Below are 16,063 nucleotides of genomic sequence, written 5' to 3'. Positions count from 1 at the left end.
ACCGCCATGGCGGTGACCGGGACCGCGGTCGCCGTCGCCGTCGCCCTGCCGGGCAGCGCCGGAGCCGACGAAGCCCCGTCCGGCGGCTCGGCCGCCCCGGGCTCGACCGCGTCCGGCACGCCGGACGCGCGGGAGGGCGACGGCCCGGCGCCGGGGCCCGCGACCCTGGCCTCTCCGCCGCCCGAGGGCGCGAAGGGCGTGGGCACCGATCCGCTCACCGACGACGAGCTGAAGCGGGCCGAGGCCCTGGCGCTGACCCCGCCGGCCGCCGCCCCCCGGACCGACGCGCCGGGGGTGCCCCCGGCCGGAGGCTGGGGGAGGAACGCCGGGGGCGGCCGAGGACCGCAGCACCTGGCGACCGAACTCGCCGACCCGGCGCCCGGCGAGGAGACCGGCGGCCCGCGCCGCGCCCTGGTCCGCTTCTACGACTACGGCCGCGACGAGCTCGTCACCCGCACCGTCAACCTCGACACCGGCAAGGTCGAGCAGTCCGGCGCCCAGCGCGGCGTACAGCCCTCGGCCCATCCCGAGGAGCTCCGCGCCGCCCTGCGCCTGATCCTGGACAGCCCGCTCGGCAAGGGCGTCAAGGAGGACTACAAGGACGCCACCGGCAAGGAGCTCACCTCCACCGACCAGCTCTGGTTCAACGGCGACGTCTACCGCACCTACCGCGAGAAGGACGTGCCGCAGCAGCTGAAGAAGTGCGGCGAGCACCGGTGCGTCCGGCTCGTCACCAAGGTGCTGAACGGTGCCTGGATCGACACCCGCGGCCTGATCGTCGACCTCAGCGCCAGGACCGTCACCCGCGTCGGCTGACCACCGACGCGCTCCACCCGTACCGAGGGAGTACGCATCCATGTCCTCTTCGCGACTTCGGCACGCCCGCAACGCGGGTGCCGTCCTCGCCGCCGGTGCCCTGCTCGGCACCGTCGCCACCACCACCGGCGCCACCGCGGCCGCCGCCGCGCCCGCCGCGCCTTCCGCACCGGCGCCCGCCGACTGCTCCGCCGCCTACCGCGTCGAACAGAAGCTCGACGGCGGCACCGTCTGGCGCATGTGCTGGCGCTACTCGACCGACTCCGGGCTGATCCTGGACAAGGTCACCTACCAGCCGCCCGGCGAGCCGGCCCCGATCCGGGTCCTGAACAGCGCCAAGCTCGCCCAGATCCACGTGCCGTACGACGACGGCAACGCCGAGTACGACGACCTCACCGGCGCCGGCTTCGGCATGGGCCTGCAGAACCTCAAGCCCGGCGAGTGCCCCGGCGGCACCATCACCTCCGTGAAGGTCCCCGACGTCGGCAGGATCAACGGCCTGTGCACCACCACCCGGGCCCGCGGCCACGCCTACCGGATGGCCGCCGACACCGGCAGCAAGGTGTGGCAGGCCCAGGGCAAGGACCTGCTCGTCTACACCGTCAACAAGGTCGGCTGGTACGAGTACATCAGCGAGTGGCGGTTCTCCTCCGACGGCACCATCGGCATGAACGTCGGTGCCACCGGCAGCCTCTCGCCCGTGGACTACAACGCCACCGACGGCCGCGGCTGGCCCATCGGCAAGGGCGCCCGCGACTACGCCACCAGCCACGCCCACAACGTCTTCTGGAAGCTGGACTTCGGGCTCGACGGCAGCAACAAGGGCCGCATCGAGCAGTTCGACTCCAAGGTCACGCCGCCCGCCCGGGACGGCAGCCCGACGGTGAAGACCACCCGGACCGTCGTCACCAAGGAACTCGCCGGGGACGCCAGGAACATGCGCTGGTGGCGGGTGGTCAGCGAGACCGGCAAGAACAAGGACGGCCACGCGCGCTCGTACGAGATCGTGCCGGGTCACACCAACACGTACGCCGGACGTCCCTACACCAAGCACGACGTCTACTTCACCCAGGCCCGCGCCTGCGAGCAGTTCGCCAGCAACAACATCCTGGACTGCGGGCGCAACGCGCCCACCAGCGTGGACAAGTGGGTGAACGGCGAGACCCTGAAGAATCCGGCGGTCTGGGTCAACATCGGGTTCCACCACGTCGCCCGTGACGAGGACCAGCAGCCGATGCCGGTCCACTGGCAGGGATTCCAGCTCGCGCCCAGGGACGTAACCGCTATGAATCCGCTCACTCCGGCCGATCTCGCCGGCCAGAACGGGGCGCCCAATCTGGGCAGTTGAGCAACGGGCCGGACGATCCTGCTGCACCGCCTCCCGCTACCGGAGTACCCTTCCTTGATCGTTGCCGATCATTGTCAGATGGTGTTCCTGCCGGTGTCCCAGTCGGCCGGAACGGGTGTCCGGGAGCAGAAGGCGGTGCGCGGGTGAGCTCGGGAGGTCTGGAGCTGCCCCCAGGCGAGGCGGGTCACGACGGGGGACCGGCCGAGCCCGCGGAGGCGCCGCCCGGTGCGGTCTCCGTCGCCCGGCCCGTCGAGATCGGCGCCGAGCTGGACTGGGGTGCGGAGGCGTGGAGCGAGGTGCGCACCCGGGCCCAGCGGGCCGGCCGCGCCTACATCTGGCTGAACCTCGTCGAACAGCGGCTGCGGGCCGTCGTCGCCGCCGTGCTGCGCCCGGTGTACGAGCCGGTGCACGGCGAGGAGTGGGTGGTGGCCGCGGCCGGGCCCGCCGGACAGGAGTGGGTCCAGCGGGCGGTGGCCGTCCGTGAGGTCTCGCGCCGCAAGGGCTATCTGCTCGACCCGGCCGACGACAACGTGCTCAGCTTCCTCACCCTCCCGCAGCTGCGGGAGCTGATGGTGCAGCACTGGCCGTGCTTCGAGCCGTACTTCGACGACCGGCGCGAGGTCGAACTCGCACTGGACGAGCTGGAGGTGACCCGCAACGTCGTCTCCCGCAACAGGGCCCTCTCGCTGACCGTGCTCGCCCAGTCCGAGCGGGCCTCCGCCCGGCTCCTGGAGATCCTCGGGAGCGGGGCCGGGGTGCCCTCGGCCGACCGGCTGCCGGTCGACGCCGTCGAGGACCTGGTCGGCGACCGGTACGCGGACGTGGTCTCCGTCCACCCCGACCGGGTCAGGCTCCAGCGGCAGCTGCCCGCCGAGGACCTGTTCGGCGGCGCCCGCCGGCTCGACGCCACCGGCATAGGCCTGAACCTGCTGGTGCAGAACTTCTCCGGGCGGCGCATGGTGCGGCTCGCCGAGTCGGGCTGCCGGATACGACTCCTCTTCCTCAACCCGGCGAGCAGCGCCGTCAAGCGGCGCGAACGGGAGCTCGGCCTGAAGAAGGGCGAGCTGAGCCGCTCGGTCGAGATGAACATCCTGCACATGCGCCGGGTCCGCTCCAAGCTGCGCGACCCCGGCGCCTTCCAGATCCACGTCTTCGACGAGACGCCGCGCTTCACCGCCTATCTCGTCGACGGCGACGGCCCCGACGGGGTCGCCGTCGTCCAGTCGTACCTGCGCAAGGCCCGTGGCATGGAGGCACCGGTGCTCGTGCTGCGGGGCGGCGGGCGGAACGTGGTCCGGGCCGGGCAGGGGTACGACAGCACCGGCGAACACGGACTTTTCGCGACATACCGGGAGGAGTTCGAGTCGGTCTGGCTCGACTCCCGCCCGGTCTCCTGACGCCTTTCCGAAGCCCTTCCGGAGCCCTTCCGGCACTCCGCCGCCGTCCGTCCGCCGTCCGTCAGACGCCTGTCCGACGCCCTCGCGACCGGATTGTCAGTGCGGCGTGCGAGGGTGTGCACACCAACGGGGGAGATCACGTAAGGAGGACCCGATGGCTTGGTACGGGGAAGAGCTGGCCGGCTTCGACCTGGAGACGACCGGTACGGACCCGCTGGAGGCCCGCATCGTCACCGCCTCCGTCGTCGGCGTCCGCGGCGGCGAGGTGGTGCGCCAACAGGACTGGCTCGCCGACCCGGGCATCCGCATCCCGGCACAGGCGTCCGCGATCCACGGCATCAGCAGCGAGCGCGCCGCCGCCGAGGGACGCCCGGTGCGCGAGGTCGCCGACGAGATCGCCGACACCCTGACCGGCTACTGGTCGCGCGGCGTCCCGGTCGTCGCGTACAACGCCTCCTTCGACCTCAGCCTGCTCTCGGCCGAACTGCGGCGGCACGGACTGCCCTCGCTCGGCGAGCGGCTCGGCGGCGCGCCGACCGGCCCGGTCGTCGACCCGTACACCATCGACCGCGCCGTCGACCGCTACCGGCGTGGCAAGCGCACCCTGGAAGCGGTCTGCGCCGAGTACGGGGTCGTGCTCACCCGTGCCCACCAGGCGTCCGCCGACGCGCTGGCCGCGGTCCGGGTCGCCGTCGCGATAGCCGAGCGGCACGCCGCCGTCGCCGCGCTCGACCCGGCCGAGCTGCACGAGCGTCAGATCGTCTGGTACCGGGCGTGGGCCGAGGACTTCCAGTCCTTCCTGCGCCGCAAGGGCGAGGAGGACGCGGTCGTCGACCCGACGTGGCCGCTGCGCGAGCCGGCCCCGGTCGTCGGCTGAGGGATCGCCCGGGCCCGTGGTCCCCTAGGCCCTGTCGTCAAACTCCCGCCTGCCCCGCGACGCCATGCACGCGCTCTCGCCGCACCGGGCACAAGCCCGAGTACGTCCCGTACGAGGCCTTGCGCCCGGCACGCCGAGAGCACGCACCTGACGCCGCAGGGCCGCCCTCCGGGCGACGACGGGAGTTTGACGACAGGACCTAGCGGTTCGCCGCGAGGAAGTCGAGCAGCAGCCCGTTGACCTTCTCCGGCTGGTCCAGCTGGAGCCAGTGGCCCGCGTCCTCGACGCGCTCGTAGCGCCAGGATCCGGCCACGTGCTTGCCGGTGTCCGCCATCGACTGCTCGGTGAGGAAGCGGTCGCCGGTGGACCAGACGCCCAGCACCGGTACCGGCGCGGGCAGCGGCGGCACCGGAAGCACCGGGGCGAACTGCACCTCCGCCGGCAGGCCGGCGCGGTAGATGTTGAGCGCCGCCGTCAGCCCGCCCGGCTCCTTCAGCGGCTTGAGGACCGCCTCCCGGTCGGGGTGCTCGGCGAGCATCTCGTGGAGGTTGGCGTGGTCGTCGTGCGACAGCCAGTTCTCGGCCACCTCCGGCAGCTGGAACAGCAGCATGTACCAGGACCGCTGCTTCTGCTCCCAGCCCGCGTCGCGGACCGCGCCGATGTGCCCGACCGACAGGATGCTCAGGCTGCGCACCCGGTCCGGCAGCGCGTGGGCGAAGCCCTGGACGATGCCGGAGCCCCAGTCGTGGCCGACGAGATGGGCCTGCTCGATCTCCAGCCGGTCGAGCACCTGCACCAGGTCGCCCACGTGCTTCGCCGGGTGGTACGCCTCCGGTCCGCCCTCCGGCCGGTCCGAGCCGCCGAAGCCGCGCAGGGTCGGCGCGATCGTGCGGTACCCGGCCGCGTTCAGGGCCGGGACCTGGTGGCGCCACAGGTCGTGCGAGTCCGGGAAGCCGTGCACGAGCAGCACGGCCGGGCCCTCACCGCTGACCTCGACGTCCAGCGTCACGTCCGACAGTTCCATGCGCATCCCAACACCCCGTTCGTCACCGGTCGGTTCGACGAGCTCATGATGTCAGGTCCCGGTGGACGGACGGCTGTGTGAAAGGCGCCTGGCGCAAACGCTGCTGCAGGCAGACCGGCTGCTGTAAGGCCGACTGCCCGTGGGCCGGCCGCCTGTAGGGCGACTGCCCGGAGGCCATCTGCCTGGGGGCCGGCTGCAGGCAGGCCGGCCGGCTTGTGGGGAGGCCGGCCGTCAGAAGGGATACCAGCGCGTCTCGGGATCGCCGTCCCGCAGCGACGCCACCCGCCGCTCGAACTCGGCCCGTGCCTTCGGGTTCGACGGCGCGTGCTGGGCCACCCAGGCGCAGCTCGCGGTCTCCCGTGCCCCGCGCAGCACCGCACAGCCCTCCCACGCGCGCACGTCCCAGCCGTACGCGGCGGTGAAGGCGTCGTAGGCGGCCGGGTCGAGGCCGTAGCGGTCCCGGGAGAGGGCGAGCACCACCAGGTCGTGCTCGCGCAGGTCGGAGGAGAAGGTCTCCAGGTCCACCAGGACCGGCCCGTCGGGGCCGACGTGGACGTTGCGCGGGAGCGCGTCGCCGTGGATCGGTCCGGGCGTGAGGTGCGGTGTGAGCGCGGCGGCCGCCGGCGCGAAGGAGTCGCGCCGCTCGCGCAGGAACGCGGCGTCGGCCGGGTCGATCGCGTCTCCCGCGAGCCGCAGCCAGCGCTCGACCCCGCCGAGCAGTTCCCGCCGTGGAAGGGTGAAGCCCTCCGGCTCCGGCAGGGCGTGCACGGCCTTCAGGAGCGGGGCCAGGTCGCGCGGTTCGGCGGGCCGGACGGCCTCGGGCAGCCGGTGCCACACGGTGACCGGGTGGCCCTCGGCCACCAGTGGCTTCGCCTCCGCGGCCCGTACGGCCGGGACGCCGCTCGCCTCGAGCCAGCCGGCCAGGGCCAGCTCCCGCTCGGCGCGAGGCAGCAGCTCCGGGTCGCGGCCGACCTTGACGACCAGGTCGCCGAGGGCGAAGACCGCGTTCTCGCCGAACGCGAGCAGCGTCGCGTCCCCGCCCCGCAGTCCCGCCGCGGCCAGGATCTCCCGTGCCCGCGCCTCGTCCATCGTTCTCTCCCCACGGCAGTGCGATTTCGCCAAAGTCTCGCATCCGTGCTGGTCACCTTGACGAACCGACGGCACGTCAGGACGATGACCGAGTCCCAGGCAAGGTGGCAAACCGGGCAAAGGGGGAGCATTGGCGAGTGTGGTGACGGCGCCGAAGCGGTCCGCGGGCCGCACCGCCCCCGGCCGGCCCTGCGGCGGTCCGGGCCGCGACCACGGCGCCTGGTTCCTGGTCCTGCCCGCCCTGCTCCCGATCCTGCTGCTCAGCGTCGGCCCGCTGCTCTACGGCATCGCGCTCGCCTTCACCGACGCCCAGTCCGGCCGCACCCAGGCCACCGGCTGGATCGGCACCCTCAACTTCCAGGACCTCCTCCACGACACCCTCTTCTGGGACTCCTTCCGCATCGGCCTGCTGTGGGCGGTCGGCGTCACCGTCCCGCAGTTCCTGCTCGCCCTCGGCCTCGCGCTGCTGCTGAACCAGGACCTGCGGCTGCGCTGGCTCGCCCGCGCGCTGGCGATCGTGCCCTGGGCGATGCCCGAGGTCGTCGTCGGCATCATGTGGCGGCTCGTCTACAACCCGGACGCGGGCATCCTCAACGAGACCCTGAGCGACCTCGGCCTCGGCGACGGGCGGGCCTGGCTCAGCGGCCTCGGCACCGCGCTGCCGGCCGTGATCGTGGTCGGCGTGTGGGCCGGGATGCCGCAGACCACGGTCGCGCTGCTCGCCGGCGTCCAGAACACGCCGCGCGAACTCCACGAGGCCGCCGCACTCGACGGCGCAGGCGCGTGGCGCCGCTTCCGCACCGTCACCTGGCCGGCCCTCCGACCCGTCGCCCTCGCCATCACCGCGCTCAACTTCATCTGGAACCTCAACTCCTTCGCCCTGGTCTACGTGCTGACCAACGGCGGACCCGGCGGCCGTACCCGGCTGCCCATGCTCTTCGCGTACGAGGAGGCATTCCGCTACGGGCAGTTCGGCTACGCCGCCGCCATGGGCTGCGTGCTCGTCGCCGTCGTCTCGGTACTCCTCGCCCTGTATCTCGTCGGACGGCTGAAGGAGGAACGTTGAGGGAGAGACCGGTGAGCGCCTTCCGCAGCCGCGGGCCCGCCCGCGCAGCCCAGTACGCCGCGCTCCTCGCGTATCTGGTCTTCCTCGCCTTCCCGTTCCTCTGGCTGGTCTCCACCGCCTTCAAACCGGCCACGGAACTGGGCTCCCTGCACCCCACCTGGATCCCCCGGGACCCCACCCTCGACAACTTCCGGCAGGCCTTCGACGAACAGCCGCTGCTCAGGGCCGCCGGGAACAGCCTGCTCGCCGCGCTCGCCGCCGCCCTCGTCGCGGTCGCCGTGGCCACTCCCATGGCCTACGTCCTGGCCCGGCACCGGTCCCGGCTCACCGCCGCCGCCACCGGCTGGGTCGTGGTCAGCCAGGCCTTCCCGTTCGTGCTCCTGATCATCCCGCTGTTCCTGGTCCTCAAGAACCTCCACCTGGTCAACAGCCTTCCGGGTCTGGTCCTGGTGTACGTGGTGTGGTCGCTGCCCTTCGCGCTGTGGATGCTCACCGGATACGTACGGGCCGTGCCCGTCGAGCTGGAGGAGGCCGCAGCCGTCGACGGCGCCGGACGGCTGCGGACCCTCGTCTCGGTCACCGCCCCGCTGCTCGCGCCGGGCCTCGTCGCCACCGCGCTGTTCGCCTTCATCACGGCGTGGAACGAGTTCTTCTTCGCCCTCGTCCTGCTCAAGACTCCCGAGAAACAGACCCTGCCCGTGGTCCTCACCCACTTCCTCGGCGCGGAGGGCGTGGCCGACCTCGGACCGCTCGCCGCCGCGGCCTTCCTCGCCACCCTGCCCTCCCTCCTGGTCTTCGCCGTCATCCAGCGTCGGATCACCGGCGGCATGCTGGCCGGGGCGGTGAAGTCATGAGCCGGGCACGGCGGTTCGTGGCCTCGCTCGCCGCCCTCGCCCTGCTCCTCAGCGGCGCGGCCTGCACCGCGGACGACGGCCGCGACGACGGGGTGGTACGCCTCCGCTTCCAGTCGCTGGCCTGGCAGAAGGAGTCCGTCGACGCCAACAGGGAACTGGTGCGCGAGTGGAACGCCGCCCACCCAGGCATCCAGGTCGACTACGTCCAGGGCAGCTGGGACTCCGTCCACGACCAGCTGCTGACCTCCTTCGAGGGCGGCGAGGCGCCCGACATCGTCCACGACGCCTCCGACGACCTCGCGGACTTCGCCTACGGTGGCTATCTGGCCGATCTGCGCAGCCTGCTGCCCGAGCGGCTGCGGGCCGGCATCCCCGAGCACAGCTGGCGCAGCACCACCTTCGGCGACGGTGTCTACGGGGTGCCCTTCCTCCAGGAACCGCGCATGATCATGGCGAACCGGAAGCTGCTCGCCGAGGCGGGTGTCCGCGTCCCGACCGCCGAACGGCCCTGGACCTGGGAAGAGTTCCGGGCCGTGGCCCGGGACCTGACGGCGACGATGGGCGAGGGCGGGTACGCGGTCGCCTGGCCGCTCAAGGAACCGGTCTCCGTCTCGCTCAACCTCGGCCTGTCGGCCGGCGGCCGGCTCTTCCACCGCGCGCCCGACGGCAAGGTCGCCCTGCGCTTCGAGGACGGAGACGCCGTCGTGCCCGACACCGTCCGGGCCATGACCGACACCGACCGGACCGCCTCCCGGGCCACTCTCGGCAGCGGCGGTTCGGACACGCTGCCCGGCTTCTTCGGCGGGAAGTACGCGATGGTCCCGCTGGGCTTCTCGTACCGGCAGCAGATCGTCCAGCAGGCGCCCGAGGGCTTCGACTGGATCGTGCTGCCGGCGCCCGCCGGGTCGGGCGGGCTGGCACAGGGCGTCAGCCCGCAGACGCTCTCCATCGCCGAGGACAGCCCGCACAAGGAGGAGGCCGTCGCCTTCCTGGACTTCTTCCTCGCGCCCCGCAACCAGGTCCGGCTCGCCCTCGGCGACTGGATGCTGCCCACCTCCACCGCCGCGCTCGCCGATCCCGCCCTGCACACCGCGGAGTTCGGCTGGGCCACCGGCGCCGCGGTCGCGCGGGAGCTGCGGCCGGCGCCCGCGCAGTCGGTGCGCGGCTACCCCGAGTGGAAGGACAAGGTCGCCACGCCCGCCTTCCAGGAGTACTACAGCGGCGCGATCGGCGCCGCCGAGCTGAGACGGCGCCTGGTGGAGGACGGCAACCGGGTGCTCGCCCGCTACCAGCGCGACTGAAATCAAGTAGACGAGACGTTTCGTCTTACGTACGGTGGTGCTCATGAACGCCACCCCACGCCACATCGCCATGTTCTCCATCGCCGCCCACGGCCATGTGAACCCCAGCCTGGACGTCATCCGCGAACTCGTGGACCGGGGACACCGCGTGAGCTACGCGATCCCGGCCGCCCTCGCCGACAAGGTCGCCACCACCGGCGCCACTCCCGTCGTCTACACCTCCACCCTGCCGACGGACGACGACCCCGACGCCTGGGGCACCGAGCTCATCGACAACCTCGAGCCGTTCCTGGCGGACGCCGTCCAGGCGCTGCCGCAGCTCGCCGCTGCCTTCGACGGCGACCGTCCCGACCTCGTCCTGCACGACATCACCTCGTACCCGGCCCGCGTCCTCGCCCACACCTGGGGCGTCCCCGCCGTCTCGCTCTGGCCGAACCTCGTTCCCTGGGAGGGCTACGAGGAGGAGGTCGCCGAGCCGATGTACGAGGAGCTCAAGGCCTCGCCCCGCGGCAAGGCGTACTACGCGCGCTTCGAGGAGTGGCTCGGCGCCCACGGCATCGACACCCACCCCGACCCGTTCGTCGGGCGACCGCGCCGCGGCATCGTGCTCATCCCGCGCGCGCTCCAGCCGCACGCCGACCGCGTCGACGAGTCCGTCTTCACCTTCGTCGGCTCGTGCCGGAGCGAGCGGACCGACCCGGGGGAGTGGCGGCGGCCCGCGACGGCCGACAAGGTGCTCCTGGTCTCGCTCGGCTCGGCCTACACCAAGCAGCCGGCCTTCTACCGGGACTGCGTCGAGGCCTTCGGCGGGCTCGACGGCTGGCATGTCGTGCTGCAGATCGGGAAGTTCGTCGACCCCGCCGAGCTGGGCGAGCTCCCGGACAACATCGAGGTGCACTCGTGGGTGCCGCAGCAGGCGATCCTCCGCGAGGCCGACGCCTTCGTCACCCACGCGGGCGCGGGCGGCAGCCAGGAGGGTCTCGCCACCGCGACGCCGATGGTCGCCGTGCCGCAGGCCACCGACCAGTTCGGCAACGCCGACATGCTCCGGTCGCTCGGCGTCGCCCGCCATCTGCCGATGGATCAGGTCACCCCCGAGCGGCTGCGCGAGGCCGTGCTCGCACTCGCCGGCGACCCCGAAGTCGCCCGCAGGGCACGGGAGATCCAGGAGCAGATGGCGAAGGAGGGCGGTACGACGCGCGCCGCGGACCTGATCGAGGCGGAGCTACCGCACGCGTAAGTCACCCAGCGCAAGGGGCGAGTTGGGGAGACTCGCCCCTTTTCTCTTTAAGAAAGCTTGTTGAAAAAGTCACAGGTGTGTGAAGGCCTTGATTTGCACTCGTCAATGAGTCAGGGTTTCGAACGAGCGACCGGAAAGTTTGCGTCCGGTGGCCCAACCCCCCACAAATCCTGACGAGGAGACCCCTCTTCATGGCCATACACAAGCGTGTCCGCCGGACCCGTTACATCGCCGTCACGACCGCGATCGCCGCGGCTGCCGGAGTCACCGTCCTTACCGGCCAGTTCGCCGGCGCGGCACCCGCGCCCGCCGAAGGCACGGTCTACGGACTCGGTGTCGAAGGCGCCGTCGCCGGCAGCTACGTCGTGCTGCTCGACGAGCAGGCGAACAAGGCCGACCTGGCGAAGGAGTACGGCGGCACCCTGCGCCGCAGCTACGACTCCGCCGTCAACGGCTTCTCGGTCAACAACCTCACCGAGACCGAGGCCAAGCGCCTCGCCGCCGACCCGGCCGTCGCCAAGGTGGTCCAGAACCGCCGCTTCACCATCAACGCCACCCAGGAGAACCCGCCTTCGTGGGGCCTCGACCGGGTCGACCAGACCGACACGGCCGGCGACTCCAAGTACACCTACCCCGACAGCGGCGGCGAGGGCGTCACCGCGTACGTCATCGACACCGGAGTCCGCATCACCCACAAGGACTTCGGCGGGCGTGCCTCGAACGGCTTCGACGCCGTCGACAACGACGACACCGCCCAGGACGGCAACGGCCACGGCACCCACGTGGCCGGCACCATCGCCGGAACGGAGCACGGCGTCGCCAAGAAGGCGAAGATCGTCGCCGTCCGCGTCCTCGACGACAACGGCTCGGGAACCACCGAGCAGGTCGTCGCCGGCATCGACTGGGTCACCCAGAACCACCAGGGCCCGTCCGTCGCCAACATGAGCCTCGGCGGAGGCGCCGACCCGGCCCTCGACGACGCGGTCAAGAAGGCCATCGCGTCCGGCGTGACCTTCGGCGTCGCGGCCGGAAACGAGTCCTCCGACGCAGGCCAGGGCTCGCCTTCCCGGGTCACCGAGGCGATCACCGTCGCCTCCTCGACCAAGGACGACGAGCAGTCCAGCTTCTCCAACTTCGGCTCGGTCGTGGACCTCTACGCCCCGGGCTCGGAGATCACCTCCGCCTGGAACGACAGCGACACCGGCACGAAGACCATCTCCGGCACGTCGATGGCCACCCCGCACGTGGTCGGCGCCGCCGCCGTCTACCTCGCGGGCCACACCGACGCCACGCCGGCCCAGGTGGCCCAGGCGCTGGTCGACGGAGCCACCCCCGACAAGATCTCCAACCCGTCGGAGGGCACCGCCAACAAGCTCCTGAAGATCGTCGAGTAACGACGCGGAACCCCTGAACGGCGGCCGCCGTGCCCTCCCCCACGGGGCACGGCGGCCGCCTTATGGTGTGCCCATGACGACGACCTACGCCCTGCTGCTCCGCGGCATCAACGTCGGGGGACACCGCAAGGTCCCCATGGCGGAACTCCGCGCCGTCCTCGAAGGCCTCGGACACCGGGACGTGAAGACCTACCTCCAGAGCGGCAACGCCGCCTTCACCGTCACCGGCGCCGCACACTCCGACGAGGCCGTCCGGCAGGCCGTCGAAGCGGCGATCGAGAAGCACTTCGGCTTCACCGTCGACTGCCTCGTCCGCGACCACGACTACCTCGCCGCGGTCGAGCGGGACTGCCCCTTCCCCGCCGCGGAGCTCGAGGGCAAGCAGCTCCACGCCTTCTACCTCTCCGGCCCCGTCGACGAGGAGCGCTTCGCCGGGCTCGACCGGGAGGCGTTCCGCCCCGAGGCCTTCGCGCTCGGCGACCGGGTCCTCTACCTCTACGCGCCCGACGGCCTCGGCCGCTCCAAGCTCGGCGAGGCCCTGTCCCGGCCCGCCCTCTTCAAGGGCGTCACCGTCACCGCCCGCAACTGGAACACCGTCCGCAAGCTCGTCGAGCTCACCGAAGTGGCCCAGTCCGACAAGAGGTGAATGGCCCGCCCCGACGGGCCATCCCGGGCCTAGAGTTCCTGTCATGACGACCGAGACGACACCCGTGACCACCGTGGACTTCTACTTCGACCCCGCCTGCCCCTTCGCCTGGATCACCTCCCGCTGGATGCTGGAGGTCGAACGGCACCGCGAGATCGACCTGCGCTTCCGGGTGATGAGCCTGTACTTCCACAACGAGGGCAACGAACTGCCCGACTGGTACCGGACCCTCGTCGACGACTCCATCGGCCCGGTCCGGGTCGCCGCCGCGGCCGCCGAGAAGCACGGCGAGGAGATCCTGCGCCCGCTCTACACCGCCTACGGCACCCGCATCCACGAGCAGAAGAACAAGGACTTCGACGCCGTGATCGCCGAGTCCCTCGCCGAACTCGGCCTCCCCGCCGAACTCGCCCGGGCGGCCCAGGACCCCGCGTACGACGAGACCGTCCGCCGCAGCCACGACGCCGGCAAGGACCCCGACGCCGAGGCGTACGTCGGCACGCCCACGATCCACGTCGACGGCACCGCCTGGTTCGGCCCGGTACTTCGCGCCATCCCGCGCGGCGAACGCGCCGCCGAACTCTTCGACAGCTTCCGCGTCCTGGCCGCCCACCCCGACCTCTTCGAGATCAAGCGCACCCGCACGGGAGCCCTCGACTTCGGCTGACCGACGGCCGACCGCCCGGCGCCCGCAGCGCCGGCCCCGTGTCGCGAAACGTCAAGACCGGTTCCACGGCGATCCCTAGCGTGGCCCCCATGAACGAGATCCACGCACACCTCACCGCCTGCGCCGCCGAAGCCTCCCGCGTCACCCGCGGGATCACTCCCGAGCAGCTCGCCGGACCCACCGGCTGCACGGACTGGACCGTCCGCGAGCTCGTCAACCACATCGTCCTCTACACCGCCCACGGCCTCGAACACCGCGCCCTGCGCACCGAGCTCCCCACCGAGACCGTCCAGCGCGACTTCACCGCCGACGCCGACTGGGCCGGGCGGTACGCGGCCCAGCTCGACCGCGCCCTCGCCGCCTGGGCCGGGCCCGAGGCGTGGGAGGGCGACGTCGACCTCGGCGGCAGCGCACTGCCCGCCCCCGAGATCGCCGGCATGCTCGTCGCCGAACTCGCCCTCCACGGCTGGGACCTGGCCCGCGCCACGGGACAGGACTTCACCGTCCCCGACGGGACCGGGGGCTACCTGCTCGACGTCGTCGAGCGGTACGCGGACGTCTACCGTGAGTACGAGGGCTTCGCCGCCCCGGTCGTCGTCCCCGCCGGGGCCGCGGCCTTCACCCGGGCCCTCGCGGCCAGCGGCCGCACGCCCTAACCGGCGACCGCCACCCGCTCCGGGGCACGCACGGCTTCCTCGTAGCGTTCGACCAGCAGCCAGGCCAGTTCCGGTGCCGGGCCCAGGACGTCCGCGAGGACGTCGGCGTCCGCCCCGCCGGCGGCGATGCGGTCGGGGAGGCGGCCCGGGGCGATGACGTACGGGGCCACGGCCACCCGGCGGACGCCCGGCTCGGCGCGGAGCGCCCGTACGGCCTCGTCCGTGCGGGGAAGAGATGCGGAGGCGAACGCAGGCCGCACGGAGCACCAACCGGTGTTCCGCAGCTCCCGCGCCGTTTCTGCGATCACTGCGATCGCCTCCGGGTCGGTGGAGCCCGCCGAGGCCAGGACGACCCCGGTCGTGCTCTTGTCGCCGGGCCGCAGCCCGGCCTCGTACAGGCGCCGTTCCACCGCCGCGACCAGCAGCGGGGACGGGCCCAGGACCTCCGCCTGCCGGATCCGCAGCGAGGCCGGGGCCTGGCGCAGTACGGCGGGGATGTCGGCCTTCGCGTGGAAGGCGCGGGTGAGGAGGAGCGGCAGGGCCACCACCTCGCGCACCCCTTCGGCGGCGAGCCGGTCGAGCACCCCCGTCACGGACGGCAGGTTGAAGTCCAGGAACGCCGTCTCCACCCGCAGCCCCGGCCGCTGCGCGGCGGCCCGGGCCACCAGGGCCTGGACGGTCGCCGCGTGCCGCGGGTCACGGCTGCCGTGGGCGATGACGAGCAGGACGGGGGCGCTCACGGCGGATCAGCCCTTCACCAGCAGGCCGCGGCGGCGCAGGACGGCGCGTTCGAGGGGGCTGAAGAGGAGCAGGTCGATGGCGACGCCGACGAGGAGGATGAGGATGATCGCGAGGAAGATGCCGGGCATGTCGAAGTTGTTGCGGCCGTTTTCGAGGAGCTGGCCGAGGCCGAGGCCGAGGTCGGGGGAGGAGGCGATGATCTCGGCGGCCATGAGGGAGCGCCAGGAGAAGGCCCAGCCCTGCTTGAGGCCGGCGAGGTAGCCGGGGAGTGCGGCGGGCATGACGATGTGCCAGGCGCCTTTGAGGCCGGTGGCGCCGAGGGTGCGTCCGGCGCGCAGGAACAGGGGCGGGACCTGGTCGACGCCGGCGACCAGGCCGTTGGCGATGGAGGGGACGGCTCCGAGGAGGATGACGGCGTACATCATCGAGTCGTTCAGGCCCAGCCACAGGACGGCGGGGGCGACCCAGGCGACGGAGGGCAGGGACTGCAGGCCGGAGAGGATGGGTCCGATCGCGGTGCGTACGACGCCCACGCGGGCGACGAGCAGGCCGAGCGGGGTACCGATGGCGAGGGCGAGCAGGAAACCGAGCAGCGCCCGGGACACGCTCGTCCACAGGATGCCGAAGAGGGTTCCCTCCAGCCACATGGTGGCCAGGCTGTCCCACACGGCACCGGGCGACGGCAGCTTGCCCTCGTCGGCGACCTCCAGCGTCACCAGGAGCTGCCACACCGCGACGACCAGGACGACCGCCAGGACCGGGGGCAGGACCTTCTTCAGGAGCACCTCGCGCACCGGGGCCCGGCGCACCTGCACGCTGTCCAGCGCGTCGAGCCCGGCCTCCAGGCCCGCGAGGTCGTCGGCCTTGCCCGCGGTGGCGGTGCCGGGTGTGCCGGCGGTGGCGGTGGTGGTGGCGGTCGTGTCAGTGCTGGCCATGGCGGCGGATCT

At 72.3% G+C, this 16,063-nt stretch carries 15 protein-coding genes and 1 pseudogene; 12 read left to right on the top strand and 4 right to left on the bottom strand.

Annotated features, from left to right (window positions below):
- Nucleotides 1-6 precede the first annotated feature (6 nt).
- From ACFY8W_RS34745 to ACFY8W_RS34730, 4 genes are all read left to right on the top strand, one after another.
- Complete coding sequence (locus tag ACFY8W_RS34745; protein ID WP_391114646.1) at nucleotides 7-816, top strand: Tat pathway signal sequence domain protein; 810 nt, start codon at nucleotides 7-9, stop codon at nucleotides 814-816.
- A gap of 40 nt (nucleotides 817-856) precedes the next feature.
- A complete protein-coding gene (locus tag ACFY8W_RS34740) occupies nucleotides 857-2,164 on the top strand; it encodes a copper amine oxidase (RefSeq protein ID WP_391114287.1) in 1,308 nt (435 codons plus the stop codon).
- Nucleotides 2,165-2,307: 143 nt separating this feature from the next.
- Nucleotides 2,308-3,561 carry an SAV2148 family HEPN domain-containing protein gene (locus ACFY8W_RS34735; protein ID WP_391114284.1) on the top strand — a complete coding sequence of 418 codons (1,254 nt, stop codon included), beginning with the start codon at nucleotides 2,308-2,310 and terminating at the stop codon, nucleotides 3,559-3,561.
- Between the two features lie 154 nt (nucleotides 3,562-3,715).
- Nucleotides 3,716-4,438 (top strand): exonuclease domain-containing protein, encoded by a 723-nt coding sequence (locus ACFY8W_RS34730; protein ID WP_391114281.1) that lies wholly within the window; start codon nucleotides 3,716-3,718, stop codon nucleotides 4,436-4,438.
- A gap of 199 nt (nucleotides 4,439-4,637) precedes the next feature.
- Here the strand turns inward: ACFY8W_RS34730 and ACFY8W_RS34725 are convergent, their stop codons facing one another.
- Both ACFY8W_RS34725 and ACFY8W_RS34720 read right to left on the bottom strand, forming a co-directional pair.
- Nucleotides 4,638-5,468: an alpha/beta fold hydrolase gene (locus ACFY8W_RS34725; RefSeq protein WP_391114278.1), complete on the bottom strand. Its 831-nt coding sequence runs from the start codon at nucleotides 5,466-5,468 to the stop codon at nucleotides 4,638-4,640.
- 225 nt (nucleotides 5,469-5,693) lie between these two features.
- On the bottom strand, nucleotides 5,694-6,551 hold the full coding sequence (locus ACFY8W_RS34720) for a phosphotransferase (protein WP_391114275.1): 858 nt from the start codon (nucleotides 6,549-6,551) through the stop codon (nucleotides 5,694-5,696).
- Between the two features lie 139 nt (nucleotides 6,552-6,690).
- Here ACFY8W_RS34720 and ACFY8W_RS34715 point away from each other — a divergent pair, with 139 nt between their 5' ends.
- The 8 genes and pseudogenes from ACFY8W_RS34715 to ACFY8W_RS34680 all read left to right on the top strand — a co-directional run bounded on the left by ACFY8W_RS34715 (nucleotide 6,691) and on the right by ACFY8W_RS34680 (nucleotide 14,375).
- Nucleotides 6,691-7,617: an ABC transporter permease subunit gene (locus tag ACFY8W_RS34715; RefSeq protein WP_391114644.1), complete on the top strand. Its 927-nt coding sequence runs from the start codon at nucleotides 6,691-6,693 to the stop codon at nucleotides 7,615-7,617.
- A gap of 11 nt (nucleotides 7,618-7,628) precedes the next feature.
- On the top strand, nucleotides 7,629-8,471 hold the full coding sequence (locus tag ACFY8W_RS34710) for an ABC transporter permease subunit (RefSeq protein WP_391114272.1): 843 nt from the start codon (nucleotides 7,629-7,631) through the stop codon (nucleotides 8,469-8,471).
- Entirely contained in the window at nucleotides 8,468-9,772 is a 1,305-nt protein-coding gene (locus tag ACFY8W_RS34705; RefSeq protein WP_391114269.1) for an extracellular solute-binding protein, read from the top strand. The genes ACFY8W_RS34710 and ACFY8W_RS34705 overlap by 4 nt, the downstream gene beginning before the upstream one ends.
- 3 nt (nucleotides 9,773-9,775) lie before the next feature.
- Nucleotides 9,776-11,012 (top strand): annotated as a pseudogene (gene mgt, locus ACFY8W_RS34700) (macrolide-inactivating glycosyltransferase); the annotation flags it as partial.
- Between the two features lie 191 nt (nucleotides 11,013-11,203).
- Nucleotides 11,204-12,406, top strand: a complete 1,203-nt coding sequence (locus ACFY8W_RS34695) for a S8 family serine peptidase (protein WP_391114267.1) — start codon at nucleotides 11,204-11,206, stop codon at nucleotides 12,404-12,406.
- Nucleotides 12,407-12,479: 73 nt separating this feature from the next.
- Nucleotides 12,480-13,052 (top strand): DUF1697 domain-containing protein, encoded by a 573-nt coding sequence (locus tag ACFY8W_RS34690; protein ID WP_391114265.1) that lies wholly within the window; start codon nucleotides 12,480-12,482, stop codon nucleotides 13,050-13,052.
- Between the two features lie 43 nt (nucleotides 13,053-13,095).
- Nucleotides 13,096-13,719: a DsbA family protein gene (locus tag ACFY8W_RS34685; RefSeq protein ID WP_391114262.1), complete on the top strand. Its 624-nt coding sequence runs from the start codon at nucleotides 13,096-13,098 to the stop codon at nucleotides 13,717-13,719.
- 89 nt (nucleotides 13,720-13,808) lie between these two features.
- Nucleotides 13,809-14,375, top strand: coding sequence for a TIGR03086 family metal-binding protein (locus tag ACFY8W_RS34680; protein WP_391114259.1), 567 nt, complete (start codon nucleotides 13,809-13,811; stop codon nucleotides 14,373-14,375).
- Here ACFY8W_RS34680 and ACFY8W_RS34675 read toward each other — a convergent pair.
- Nucleotides 14,372-15,115 (bottom strand): CbiX/SirB N-terminal domain-containing protein, encoded by a 744-nt coding sequence (locus ACFY8W_RS34675; RefSeq protein WP_391114256.1) that lies wholly within the window; start codon nucleotides 15,113-15,115, stop codon nucleotides 14,372-14,374. The genes ACFY8W_RS34680 and ACFY8W_RS34675 overlap by 4 nt on opposite strands.
- A gap of 6 nt (nucleotides 15,116-15,121) precedes the next feature.
- Nucleotides 15,122-16,051 (bottom strand): ABC transporter permease subunit, encoded by a 930-nt coding sequence (locus ACFY8W_RS34670; protein WP_391114643.1) that lies wholly within the window; start codon nucleotides 16,049-16,051, stop codon nucleotides 15,122-15,124.
- Nucleotides 16,052-16,063 lie beyond the last annotated feature (12 nt).

The organism is Streptomyces sp. NPDC012637, from assembly GCF_042954805.1.
Lineage (GTDB): Bacteria > Actinomycetota > Actinomycetes > Streptomycetales > Streptomycetaceae > Streptomyces.
The sequence above is the reverse complement of the archived record's forward strand: the minus strand, read 5'-3'. Positions and strand labels throughout refer to the sequence as shown.

Coding starts and splice junctions, on each gene's coding strand:
- ACFY8W_RS34745 (WP_391114646.1), top strand. CDS start 7: ATGGCGGTGACCGGGACCGCGGTCGCCGTCGCCGTCGCCCTGCCGGGC.
- ACFY8W_RS34740 (WP_391114287.1), top strand. CDS start 857: ATGTCCTCTTCGCGACTTCGGCACGCCCGCAACGCGGGTGCCGTCCTC.
- ACFY8W_RS34730 (WP_391114281.1), top strand. CDS start 3,716: ATGGCTTGGTACGGGGAAGAGCTGGCCGGCTTCGACCTGGAGACGACC.
- ACFY8W_RS34725 (WP_391114278.1), bottom strand. CDS start 5,468: ATGCGCATGGAACTGTCGGACGTGACGCTGGACGTCGAGGTCAGCGGT.
- ACFY8W_RS34720 (WP_391114275.1), bottom strand. CDS start 6,551: ATGGACGAGGCGCGGGCACGGGAGATCCTGGCCGCGGCGGGACTGCGG.
- ACFY8W_RS34705 (WP_391114269.1), top strand. CDS start 8,468: ATGAGCCGGGCACGGCGGTTCGTGGCCTCGCTCGCCGCCCTCGCCCTG.
- ACFY8W_RS34695 (WP_391114267.1), top strand. CDS start 11,204: ATGGCCATACACAAGCGTGTCCGCCGGACCCGTTACATCGCCGTCACG.
- ACFY8W_RS34690 (WP_391114265.1), top strand. CDS start 12,480: ATGACGACGACCTACGCCCTGCTGCTCCGCGGCATCAACGTCGGGGGA.
- ACFY8W_RS34685 (WP_391114262.1), top strand. CDS start 13,096: ATGACGACCGAGACGACACCCGTGACCACCGTGGACTTCTACTTCGAC.
- ACFY8W_RS34680 (WP_391114259.1), top strand. CDS start 13,809: ATGAACGAGATCCACGCACACCTCACCGCCTGCGCCGCCGAAGCCTCC.
- ACFY8W_RS34670 (WP_391114643.1), bottom strand. CDS start 16,051: ATGGCCAGCACTGACACGACCGCCACCACCACCGCCACCGCCGGCACA.